The following is a 12,251-nucleotide window of genomic DNA, read 5'->3' on the forward strand; positions in this document are numbered from 1 at the left end:
CCTCGTCTTTTTTTCTTTCAAAGACGGGGTGTTCTTTCATTATAGCCTATACCTTCAGGCGCTCGTCGGCTCCAGCGCCAGCGTAAACGGCTGCGGCTTGGCCGAAGCGTCCGGCGGGAAGTATACGATGAGCAGTTGCTCGCTTGTCCGGTCCAGCTCTCCGCTCTGCAAGTAACGGTCCAGCCGGAACGGCAGCTTTTCGATCATGACATGCTTATGCAGCTCCTTCTCCCCGATGCCCAGTGCGGCGAACGAGACGGATACCGACTCAGGCTGCTCGGCAAGCAGCCGCAAATAATCGGACTGCCGGGGCTTGTCCAAGGTGAAGTCCCACCAAATTTTGCGCGGCTTATACTTGTGGTTCAGGAAATAATCCAGCTTCATCAAGCCTTCGATGACGTCAAGCTTGGCCGTGCCGCGATGCTTCAGGAACGCATGAAGCCGGGTGAACAAATCCTCAAGCTGGTGTCCGATTTTTTGCCAGCCCCGCTCCTCCCAATAATCGCCGAACTCTTGGAAGAAGTCGAAGGCCGATGTAAATTCGCGCTCGATCAAATACCGGACCGTATGGTCCATCCGATGGGCGTTCCAGTATTTTTCCAGCACGTCCTCCACCCTCTTGATCCGTACCAAATCCGAGAACGGCAAAATCTTGTTGCCGAGAATTTCATACGGCGCATGGTCCATGTAGAGGTAACCGTATTTTTCCGCATCGTGGCGCATCCCGGTGCCGCGAAGCATTTTCAGAAACCCGAGCTGCAATTCCTCAGGACCTAGGGCGAAGACGTCGTTGAACGTCTTCCGGAACGAGTTGTAGTCTTCCTCAGGCAGTCCGGCAATCAGATCGAGATGCTGGTCGATTTTGCCGCTTTCCTTCACCTTCGTCACCGTACGGGTCAGCTTGGCGAAGTTTTGGCGGCGCTTGACGAGGCTGTTGGTCAGATCGTTCGTCGACTGCACCCCGATTTCGAAACGGAATATGCCGGGCGGCGCGTTCTCCGCCAAATAATCGAGCACTTCCGGCCGCATAATGTCCGCCGTAATCTCGAACTGGAACACGCAGCCGCTGTGGTTTTGGATTAGAAATTCGAACATTTCCATGGCGTAATCGCGCTTAATGTTAAATGTCCGGTCCACGAACTTGATCAGCTTCGCTCCGGATCGGATCAGATAAAGCAGGTCGCTCTTGGTCCGCTCCAAATCAAAATAACGCACGCCTACCTCGATGGAAGACAGACAAAATTGACAGCTGAACGGACAGCCGCGGCTTGTCTCGAAATACACAACCCGGTTCGCCAGGCTCGGGACATCTTCCGCAAAGCGATGCGGCGTCGGAATATCGTCCAAGGCCAACTTCGGCCGCGGCGGGTTGATGACGACCCGTCCCTCTTTGTTGCGGTAGGCGAGGCCGAAGACGCTGTATAGAGCGCGGTCTCCTTCAAGCTCCGTCAGCAGGTGATGGAGTGTCTCCTCCCCTTCCCCGACGACGATGAAATTGACTTGCGGCAGCCGGTTCATCCAATACTCCGTATCGTAGGAAACCTCCGGACCGCCCAAAACGACGATCAGCTCGGGCATGATCTTCTTGAGCATGCTGACTACGACGATCGTTTCTTCGATGTTCCAGATATAACAGGAAAATCCAACAACGTCTGGTTTGCGCTGATAAATGTCGGATACGATGTTCATCGCCGGGTCCTTGATCGTGTATTCGGCAATCTGGATGCCGGGAAAATCGTGCTGGCTGAACGCCTTCAAATACCGGAGTGCGAGCGAAGTGTGAATATATTTGGCGTTTAACGTCGATAAGACAATAGTTTTCATGGGAATTCCGTACCTCTTTACTTATCCATTTTCGTATTGAACAGTATCCCTATTCTACCGCGAAACGAAACCGAACACAAAAAAAAGAAAATGGAACGTGACGTCCCATTTTCCCAAAACTAATACAAAGACTCTTGTACAGGCAGGCTGTCCGGCTCAGGGGCCAGCGCAGCAAGCATAAATTCGTCCTGCCCCTCTTCCTTCCACATGTTGGCCTGGGTCAACAACTGCTCCTCCACCTGCTCCTTTTGCGTTACCAATGCTTCGATATTGCCCTCGGAACGCTCGATATTGTCCTGCAATCGATTGCGCTCCGCCAGTCTCTTGGCCAATTGGTACAAAATCATGATCTAAAAATCGTCCCTTCGCATCGAATATTATTGTCTTCATGTTACCCGGTAAACATTAAGACAACATTAGGAGAATATAAACAAAAGGTTAAAATTCTCCTTTTCTCTATATATGCAGCATGATGAGCATAGTATTTCCCATTTTTAAGAAAAAAATGTGGAATTTTCGAGCGGAAGGGCCGGTGTCGTCTGTAAAGCAGCGGCCTGGACAGGAGTCCCAGCCGGCTTATTCCCACCGGAACGTAAAGCTTGCCACGATAAACGCGACGAGGAGCCAGCCGCCTAGAAGCGCCGCTTCCGTCCAGACGACGGAAAGTCCCGCTCCTACGTTCATCACCTGACGCAGCGCTGTCGTCAAATGGGAAATCGGCAGCAGCTTGACGATCGGCTGAAGGAACTCCGGCATATTCTTGATCGGGAAGAAGACACCGCCCAGGAACAGCATCGGAAACGAGATGAAACCGGCGATCGGCCCGGCGCTCTCCGGCGTTTTGGCCAGACCGGCTATGATAAAACCGATCGACATGAATGCCAGTGTCCCGAGCACGATGAAGCCGAGCAGCAGCAGCCAGGAGCCGTTCACCTGCGTGCCGAAAAAGACCGAACCGACGACCAGCACAATGACGGCCTGCAAGCCGTTGAGCAGCAGCCGCGCCGTAATCTGCGACGCGATAAACGTCGAAGCTTTCAGCGTCGTGCTCTGCATCCGCCGCAGGATGCCCCGCTCCCGCCACGAAGCGATCTGCCCCGCCACCCCGTTCAGGTTGTTGGACATAATCATCATGGCGACGATGCCCGGCACCAGGAAGTCGATATAGCTGAGCTTCAGCGACTGCACGCCTTCCGGCCGGATCGTAATTTTCGGCGTGTAGCCCGACAGCTTTTTGTCGATTCCGTCGACGACCGGAGCCAGTACCTGCAGCCCGATTTGCGAGGTGGCGGCATTCGTTTCGTCGTAATACACTTTGATCGCAGCGGCTGCCCCCGTGCTCCCCGGCTTCGTTTGTTCCTCATAGCCCTTCGGAATGACGAGCACAAGCTGGTAATCACCGCGTTTCAGCGTCTCCAGCTCGGGATTTAATTCGGAGGCCGCGTTCAGCCGCAGGATCGGGTTGTCCTGCAGCGCCTTCACCAGCGCTTCGGAAGCGGCCGTCCGGTCCTCATCGACGATGGCCCCGGAGACGGAGACCGGATTGCCCTTGCCGAGAAACGAGCCCAGCATGACCATGAAGAAGATCGGAAAAAGCAGCGTCCAGAACAGCACCTGCCGGTTGCGGGCGAACAGCCGCAGCTGGGCAAGTGTCAGATGAATGTAAGCGTTCATGCTTCCCTCAAGCTCCTTCCCGTCATGTGGATGAAGACGTCCTCCAGCGTGGCCGTCCGGGTCTGCAGCTCCTGCACTCGCCATCCCTGCGCTTCCGCCCGGCCGATCAGATCGACGAGCGAGGTTTGCAGATGGTCGGTATACAGCACGAAAATGTCTTTACGCTGATCCACCTGCTTCACCTCGCTTACTTCCCCTAGCGCTTCCGTTACAGCCGTCTGTCGCTCCTCGCTCCAAGCGTCAGCGCCTTCCAGCCGGAATTCAATGGCGCTGTCGGACTGCAGGTTGCGGACCAGATTCCGGGGCGTATCGAGCGCGATCACCTGCCCGCTGTCCATTAAGCAGATACGGTCGCACAAAGTATGCGCCTCTTCCATGTAATGCGTGCTGAGCACGATCGTTTTGCCGCGTTCCTTGAGCCTTAGCACGATGTCCCACAGCATCCGCCTGGCCTGCGGGTCCAGACCTGTCGTCGGCTCGTCCAAAAAGACCACCTGCGGATCGTTCACAAGCGCCAGCGCAATCGCCAGACGCTGCTTTTGCCCGCCGGAGAGGTTTTTGACGCGGTCGTTGCGTTTTTCCTGCAAAATCATATCTTCCAGCAGCGGCTCGATCGGGACGGAGCTCGGGTAAAAGCTGGCGTACATGCGGACGATCTCGTGTACTTTCAACAGATCGAACAGCGAGGTGGATTGCAGTTGGACGCCGATCACCTGCTTGACTCGATTCAGCTGCGTCCGGGTATCGAAGCCTGCCACAATCGCATGCCCTCCATCCGGCCGACGGAGCCCCTCGATCATTTCCATTGTGGTCGTCTTGCCTGCGCCGTTCGGTCCGAGCAGCCCGAATACCTCGCCTTGATATACTTCGAAATGGACACCTTTTACGGCCGTAAAATCCCCGTACCGTTTAACTAAACCGTCCGCCTTAATCATCGTTTCCGCCATCGGCAACATCTTCAGCTCCTTTGGGGGCGTTGTTGGAAAAAGCTACAGCTAGAGTATACCATTCGGCCGACGGAGATGCCTAATCTTATGCACGGAGCCCGTTTCGCCAATCCGGCCCGGTCATGGTATAGTAAGAACATCGATTTGACAAGAAACGGAGAGAACGGCAATGAGCTCTGAATGGGAAAAGAACCGCGATTCTTCGCGTCCGCAGGGAAAAAGACCGGAAGCCGCGCGTAAGCCTGGCGGGAAGAAGCCTGCGGCAAGCCGGCCCGCGACGGCAGAGGATCTGAGAGCCGGCGACCGGATCGTGGTCACGATCAAGCGGATTGGCATTAACGGCGAAGGCGTCGGCTATTACAAGCGCAAAGCGGTTTTCATCGACGGAACGCTGCCGGAGGAAGTCGTCAAAGCGACGGTGACGAAGGTCGAACCGAGCTATATCACGGCCAAGCTAGTGGAAGTGGAAAAGGCTTCGCCGCACCGTCAAAAGCCGCCCTGTCCCGTCTACGACAGCTGCGGGGGCTGCCAGCTTCAGCATATGACGTACGAGGCTCAGCTGCGTGCCAAGGAGGAGTTAGTACGGGAAGCGTTCCGACGCTATGCAGGCATGGAAACGGCCCCGATCCGGCCGATTCTCGGCATGGACAACCCTTGGAGCTACCGGAACAAGGCGCAGCTGCAGCTCGGCCGCGCAGGCGAGCAGGTCGTTGCGGGCTTGTACTCCCCCGGCACGCATAAGCTCGTGGACATTACCGGCTGCGCGATACACGATCCGGCGATCAACCGGGTCACGGAGACGGTCGCCAAGCTGCTTGGCGAGCTGGACATCCCCGTCTACAACGAGCGGACCCGCCAAGGCGTCGTCCGAACCATCGTAGCCCGGGTAGGCCGGCAAACCGGGGAGATCCAGCTCACGCTCATCACCGCGGCGGACCGCATTCCGGACCGCGAACGGCTCGTCCGCCGCATCCGCGACGAGCTGCCGCAGGTGACGACTATCGCGCAAAATTTGAATCGAGAAGCTTCTCCGCTCATTTTCGGCGCGAAAACGACGGTGCTGTGGGGCAAGGAGCGGCTGGACGAGACACTCGGCGACGTCCGCTTCTCCCTCTCCCCGCGCGCCTTCTTCCAGTTGAACCCGGAGCAAACGGTGAAGCTGTACGACGCGGTCCGTGAAGCGTCCGCGCTGACCGGCGAAGAGCTTGTCGTCGACGCCTACTGCGGCACCGGCACGATTGGGCTCTGGCTCGCCCCGCACGCCCGCGAGGTGCGCGGCATCGAGCTTATCCCCGAGGCGGTCGACGACGCCCGGGACAATGCCCGGGCGAGCGGCGCCGCGAACGCCCGCTTCTTCGTCGGGCGCGCCGAGCAGCTGCTGCCCGAATGGGTGCAGCGCGGCATCCGCCCCGACGTCGTCGTGGTCGACCCGCCGCGCACCGGCTGCGAGCGCCCGCTGCTGCTCGCACTCGCCGAGGCGAAGCCGGCACGACTCGTCTACGTGTCGTGCAATCCGTCCACCCTGGCAAAGGACTGCCAGGTACTGCTTGGGCAAGGCTATCGGCTGGACTGGATCCAGCCGGTGGACATGTTCCCGCAGACAGCGCATGTGGAGTGCGTGGTAAGGATATATCGGGACGGGGAGCATTGACATAGATCGGATGGAGATCAATGACAGTATGTTCCCGCATACAATAAATTAAGCAGGGGTCGAGTGCGGGAATATATATTCCTTTCATGCACAAGGCACGTGGAGTGCGTGGTAAGGATATATCGGGACGGGGAGCATTGATGTACAAGGGATGAAGAGTTTTTGAGATTATGTTCCTGCATTCAAAAAATGCGAGTGGAGTTGAGTGCGGTAACATATATCCCTTTTACGCACAAGGCATGTGGAGTGCGTGGTAAGGATATATCGGGAGAAGTAAGATAAATAAACGCAGCCCTCTTAAACGCAAGAGGGCTATTTTTCATGTAATAAGAATGCCTCAAAAATACAAAGAGTAAGACTTCCCTTTATGGGAATTCATTTAACTTATGGGGTATTTATAAACAACTTGTCCCTTTTTATTATTAATATTTGTGGTTCATGGTATAATTTTACTATTCAATTTTCATAGTTAGACAGTAGTACAGCTATCTTATACGATAAACACGTTCTTTAGAAAAATTATATTGGTAGAAATGAGAAATGCTTACTTAAACATTGGGAGGTATCACAATGTCAAAGTTGACAGATATAAAACAAAAAATATTACAGCTCGATGGCGGGCCATTTCAGGATTTGTGTGATGCATATTTATATAAATTAGGATACGAAAATGTACTATCATTGGGGATGAAATCCGGAACCATGAAAACTACAAAAGGTATCCCGGACACATATTTTCTTGATCCAAGAGGAAAGTATATTTTTGTTATGTACACTGCTCAGCAAAAAAACGTATATGAAAAAATATATGCAGATATTTGCGACTGTTTGAATCCCAAGAAAACAGGAGTAGAGGTATCAGAAATTGCTGAAATTATCTATTGTCATACCTCGGCTAATTTGTCTGCAGGGAGAAACAAAGAGTTGCGCGATTTTTGTTCGTCCAATGGGATATTACTTCAATTATATGGAATAGATGAAATAGCAAGTAACATTTATACTCGATTTCACGGAATATCACGCGATTCCTTAGGGATACCTATAAGCACCGAACAGATCTCTGATATTATGGAATTCATATCTGTTTATGACTCGAATGGAATGGTAGCTCCGCTGTCAACCACCTTCCAGTTTAGAGAAAAAGAAATCATTGAAGTATTAACCAAGATAGAAAATGCCAGTGTTACAATAATAACAGGACCTGCAGGAGTAGGAAAAACACGACTGGCTTTGGAGTGCTGCCAAAAATACGCATCTGAAAACAGCTATAGATTGTTTTGCATTCAAAGCAATCGCCTTCCTATATATGAAGATTTAAAAGTATTTTTAGAAACCCCCAGAAAATATCTTCTGCTAATCGATGATGCAAATCAAATTTCTGGATTACAGCATGTTCTACAGTATCTTAGAAAGTATAAACTAGGTTATGATGTGAAAATCGTAATGACAGTGAGAGACTACGCAAGACAAGCAACCATTCATGATGTTCGCGATTTTACAATTCCAGAACTTTGTACAATCGGCACATTTTCAGATGAAGAAATAAAGAAACTCTTAGAGGTTAATTTACAGATATTAAACTCAAACTATCTAGATAAGATTGTCAGAATTGCTGAGGGAAATGCGAGGCTTGCTATCATTGCGGGAAAGCTTGCGGTTGAAACACAATCGTTATTAAGTATTAAAGATGCCACCCAATTATATGAAGGGTATTATGGTAAGTTTATAAAATATAACATTTTCGATCAAGATAGAGATTTGTGTGCTGTGGCAGGCATAATTGCTTTTCTCACAGTAATAAACCTCGAGCAATTAGAAAACTTGATGCCTGTTTTGGAAAAATTAAATATATCGAATAATTCGTTTATTAAATGCGCTTATCGATTACATGAATTGGAATTGGTTGATATCTACAACGATAAGGCTGCAAAAATATCCGATCAGTGTCTAGGTAATTATCTACTTTCATATGTATTTATAAAGAAACGAGTCATTCCGTTATCAGTTATGCTTAAAGCTTGTTTCGGAAAATATAGGCTACGTGTAATTAATGCGATTAACACTCTTGCCAATATCTTCGCTTCTCAGGATATACACCAACAACTTGAAAAAGAGGTTTGTATTGCATGGGATGATTTTGAAAAATCAAAGAGTCCTTTGTTTTTTGATTTTGTAAAAGTATTTCATCGTATTAGACCAACTGAAACGCTACTGATGCTAAAAGAAAGAATTGATACATTACCTCACGGAATCTTTGATATTAATTCTATTGATTTTGAGAAAGAGAGTCGTAATAATAGCCTAAATGACGATATTTTAATGATTCTAGGTGGATTCTACGATAGAAATGATCTGCCGGAAGCTTTGGATTTATTATTCGAATATTACAAAAAATCACCACAAAATTTCATGGATTTTTATCACACAATCAACAATTGGTTTAGTATTAAAAAAGATTCACATCGCTATGACTATTGGACACAAATTCAACTGATAAATAAATTTATTGAGCATGCTGATACATGGAAAAATGAAAATGTATGCATTCTTTTTATTAGAGTTGCTGCTGAGTTCTTGAAACTGTATTTTTCACCTTCAGAAGCAGGGAGAGGGAATACAATCATTATGTATCGAATATCAGTTCAAGTAAGCGATGGTTCAAAAAAATATCGAGAAATGATCTGGAACAGTTTATTTGAATTGTATCAAAATGAAGCATATCAACTAGAAATTGAAACAATAATCAAGGAATATGGACACTTCAGTAGAGATAAGATAGAGCGAGAATTGGTTCAGTTTGATTGCCAGATTATTGTCCGCTTTTTCCATGATCTTTTTTCCCCGCTCAGACTATCACATTGCATTATTGCAAAAACAGTAGCAGAACAATTTAATCGTCACGATATAGATTTACGACCATATTTATCAGATTACCTAAGTAGTTCTGATTTTCTTATTTATAAGATTCTAAAGGGTGAACGTCACTTAGAAGAGTTCGATTGGGAGAAGGAAAGGGAGTTAAAAGAATCTGACATTAGAACGCTATTAAAAGATTGTACGGAAGAAACGATTGTAAATATAGTTCGAATATGTGCAAATTATCAGAAGTATAATCCTAAAAATACCTGGGATTTTGGTAATGGGCTACAGTACGCATTTAATCATCTGGCAATTAATAAAGAACTTTTTTTATATGCCGTTGATGTTTACCTATATCATAATACACCTGTCTACCTGTATCCCGATCCTATAGTTAATAAGTTAATTGAGTTTGTTGGTACTGAACGAACTAACGAAATTATTAACAAATTTGAATTTGACCAAAGAAATGAATGGCAGTTTTCTTTCTACAAGAATCTGCCCTCTAAAGCTATTTCGAAACCAATAATACAAAGCTTATACGCCTTTTTCTCCTCAGATGAGGGTAATATTACTTCAACATCATATAGAGAAATAGATTTTTTGGAAAGATATAGACATCATGACGACGAGATATTTGTAAAAGCAAGCAGAATTATTATGAGAAAGTACGATAACTCCCCTTCCATGATAAGATTATATTTTTATTCGATGTTTGGCTCGTATGGTGGTGGTACTAATCCAAACATACTAATAGACCGATTTAAAAATGATTTGGGTTTACTAAAAGAAATATACATTAAACTTATTGCCTGTGATAGAAATGTAGATCATGACGGCAAATATCTCATTCATTTTATACTCAAGGATTCTTCATTTATTGATGAGTTTATTCAGTATACTTTGAAAGATGAAGACTCTTTGAGGCATGTGGATGAAAATCGATTATCTGCAATTTGGAATTGTGAAAACTATATACAACTCGCTGATCATATTTTTAAATTATATTGTCGTAATGAAGGTCCATTCTTATGGGGAATTTCGGAATATATGGCTAATATTTTCATGATCAGGGATAGCTCTGAAACTCTAATCGTTCGTCAAGATGAATGGCTATCTCATTTTATCAATGTCAATTTTGATAATTCAAAGTTTATGAAAATAATTTTTTCAACTATTGCTGACGCTGAGTTTTCATCTGAACGCCGAAAAAAACATCTTCTGCATTTCATTAAATTGAATACAGATCCGATTTTATTTGGAGAAATTCAACTAGAACCACGAAATTATGGCGGGTTTGGAAGCATGATTCCTTACATGGAAGCAAGAATATCATTTCTAGAATCTGTGCTTCCGGCCTTAACTGGATTAACTTATTTAAAGCACAAACAAAGAATTGAGAGGTCAATTGAAACATGGCGGCGGGAAATTGAGCGTGAGCAAATTGATGAAGTTCTAAGCGATAGCTAACAGAACGGAGAGAATAAAATGAAACGGATTCTCTCGAGAATGGCACATGGCAGATTAACTTAGCGCTTTGAGTACAAAGTGGTAGAAGTCCTAAAGACATTCCTGCATTTTAAAGCTAATGAAATGTTAGATGATGAAACATACAAAAGAATTGAGCGCGGATATGACACTAAGGACTAACTTTGGTGTTAGAGTTATTGCCTTCAAATTCTTATAATACGATTAAAGCACTTGGGGCTCCTTTTTATTGTTTTAGATAAATCAACGAGATAGACAAATCCACCCCAAAATGTGGTATTATGGTCAAATCTACCATATGATTGCAATACAATTCGCTTGTAATTAGTCTATTAAATTGAGCTTTACATAAGCAGTGGTAATGAGCAAAATTTACTGGAAACATGTTAGCCAAATTCTAATTCAAGATTCTTTTTACTTAATTGGAGGTTGTGATCTTGGGGGACAAGGACGAACTGCTTAACTTAATTGAAAATCATAGTGAATCAGAACGTTTGGATTTTAAAAGAGAACCATATAAGCAGGAAAAGCAAGAAGATTTGCTTAAAGATATTATGGCTATGGCGAACTCTAACCATCCGGGTACAAAATATATCATAATTGGTATCAAAGAAAGACCAGGACGGGAACCTGAGATTATTGGAATCAATGCTGAAGAATTTAAAGACTCATCAGAATATCAGCAGTTAGTTCATAGTAACATAGCGCCCGAAATTGATTTCGAATATGTTAAGTTCAAATACCAAGGTAAACTGCTTGCCGCGTTTAAGATTAATAGCAATTACGCTGGGGTTTACATGATGAAGAAAGATTACAAAGGCCTCAAGCAAAATTTGGTTTACGCCAGAAAAGGGAGCTATAACATCCGTATTGTTGGACAGGAGCTAGCAGAATTTATTCGTAATAAAATAGAAAAACAATCAATCAGAGAACAAAGTGTACAAGATTTTATTACATCAACACAATACTCTTCAAAAATAGGAGAATTTAGAGAAGAAACTAAAGATGCTATCCTCCGAAAATTAATAAGACATTCCGATCATGAGGACCCAAATTTGCTTCACTATCCTGCTGTATTCGAGAAAAAACTTCTGAACATTAATGAAGCTATAGAAAATAACAGTTGTGTTGTGTTATTAGGAGAAGCGGGAGATGGGAAAAGTACATTCCTCAGAAAGAGCTTTGTTGAATTAGCAGAGAACATAACAATATTACCAATTTATCTCTCTTTAAACATTTATACCGATGAAGAAATGATGGAACTTATTAATAGGCAATACGGCCGGTTGCCTAAAGTTGATAGAAGCAATATTGTCTTTTTACTCGATGAATTTGATCAAGTAAAAAATAAAGATCAGTTTAGCAAAAAACTGAAACAATTTATGGAGGTCTACACGGATTCAAAATTTTGTATCGCTTCCCGTTCCAATGTGTACTCCAATCATTTTCGCAATGGAGTATTATTACAACTTGCACCATTATCGACAAGAGATATTGAAAAATATGTTGAGAACAAGTTGCCGGATCAGAATCGGAATTTTATGAAAGAGCTACAAGAACAAAAATATGATGAATTTGTAAAAAATCCATTCAATTTACATCATGTACTAGAGTATTATAAAATGCATTCTTCTATGCCTGAAACTAGATCTGTGATTATTCATAGCGCTATCTGTGAGTCTATCAAAAATAAACTTGCTGAATGTGAAGATGATCTGAATTTTCGTGGCACGTATGATACTGAGGGTATTTTACTAACTTTGAAAAAATTATCGCTTGTTATGGAGATTCTACATCAAAATTTTATC

General features: G+C 45.5%; 7 protein-coding genes. 3 read left to right on the plus strand and 4 right to left on the minus strand.

From position 1 onward, the window contains the following. Positions 1-54: 54 nt before the first annotated feature. The 4 genes from QMG93_RS11285 to QMG93_RS11300 all read right to left on the minus strand — a co-directional run bounded on the left by QMG93_RS11285 (position 55) and on the right by QMG93_RS11300 (position 4,445). Positions 55-1,824 (minus strand): B12-binding domain-containing radical SAM protein, encoded by a 1,770-nt coding sequence (locus QMG93_RS11285; protein WP_281936357.1) that lies wholly within the window; start codon positions 1,822-1,824, stop codon positions 55-57. A gap of 119 nt (positions 1,825-1,943) precedes the next feature. Beyond that, the gene (locus QMG93_RS11290) at positions 1,944-2,171 is read right to left on the minus strand and encodes a hypothetical protein (RefSeq protein WP_216798354.1); all 228 of its coding nucleotides are present in this window, start codon (positions 2,169-2,171) and stop codon (positions 1,944-1,946) included. Positions 2,172-2,400: 229 nt separating this feature from the next. Next, positions 2,401-3,498, minus strand: coding sequence for an ABC transporter permease (locus QMG93_RS11295; protein ID WP_281936359.1), 1,098 nt, complete (start codon positions 3,496-3,498; stop codon positions 2,401-2,403). Then, positions 3,495-4,445: an ABC transporter ATP-binding protein gene (locus QMG93_RS11300; RefSeq protein WP_281936391.1), complete on the minus strand. Its 951-nt coding sequence runs from the start codon at positions 4,443-4,445 to the stop codon at positions 3,495-3,497. The genes QMG93_RS11295 and QMG93_RS11300 overlap by 4 nt, the downstream gene beginning before the upstream one ends. A gap of 169 nt (positions 4,446-4,614) precedes the next feature. Here QMG93_RS11300 and rlmD point away from each other — a divergent pair, with 169 nt between their 5' ends. The 3 genes from rlmD to QMG93_RS11315 all read left to right on the plus strand — a co-directional run. Continuing rightward, complete coding sequence (gene rlmD / locus QMG93_RS11305) at positions 4,615-6,096, plus strand: 23S rRNA (uracil(1939)-C(5))-methyltransferase RlmD (protein WP_281936360.1); 1,482 nt, start codon at positions 4,615-4,617, stop codon at positions 6,094-6,096. A gap of 570 nt (positions 6,097-6,666) precedes the next feature. Continuing rightward, on the plus strand, positions 6,667-10,425 hold the full coding sequence (locus tag QMG93_RS11310) for a hypothetical protein (protein ID WP_281936362.1): 3,759 nt from the start codon (positions 6,667-6,669) through the stop codon (positions 10,423-10,425). A gap of 455 nt (positions 10,426-10,880) precedes the next feature. Beyond that, the coding region (locus QMG93_RS11315) for an RNA-binding domain-containing protein (RefSeq protein ID WP_281936364.1) at positions 10,881-12,251 on the plus strand (1,371 nt) is incomplete at its 3' end.

Source organism: Paenibacillus tyrphae (assembly GCF_027925525.1).
Classification (GTDB): domain Bacteria; phylum Bacillota; class Bacilli; order Paenibacillales; family NBRC-103111; genus Paenibacillus_G; species Paenibacillus_G tyrfis_B.

What these genes read in the sequence shown, in the direction of transcription:
- QMG93_RS11285 (WP_281936357.1), bottom strand. Translation starts at nt 1,824, where the DNA reads ATGAAAACTATTGTCTTATCGACGTTAAACGCCAAATATATTCACACT.
- QMG93_RS11290 (WP_216798354.1), bottom strand. Translation starts at nt 2,171, where the DNA reads ATGATTTTGTACCAATTGGCCAAGAGACTGGCGGAGCGCAATCGATTG.
- QMG93_RS11295 (WP_281936359.1), bottom strand. Translation starts at nt 3,498, where the DNA reads ATGAACGCTTACATTCATCTGACACTTGCCCAGCTGCGGCTGTTCGCC.
- QMG93_RS11300 (WP_281936391.1), bottom strand. Translation starts at nt 4,445, where the DNA reads ATGGCGGAAACGATGATTAAGGCGGACGGTTTAGTTAAACGGTACGGG.
- rlmD (WP_281936360.1), top strand. Translation starts at nt 4,615, where the DNA reads ATGAGCTCTGAATGGGAAAAGAACCGCGATTCTTCGCGTCCGCAGGGA.
- QMG93_RS11310 (WP_281936362.1), top strand. Translation starts at nt 6,667, where the DNA reads ATGTCAAAGTTGACAGATATAAAACAAAAAATATTACAGCTCGATGGC.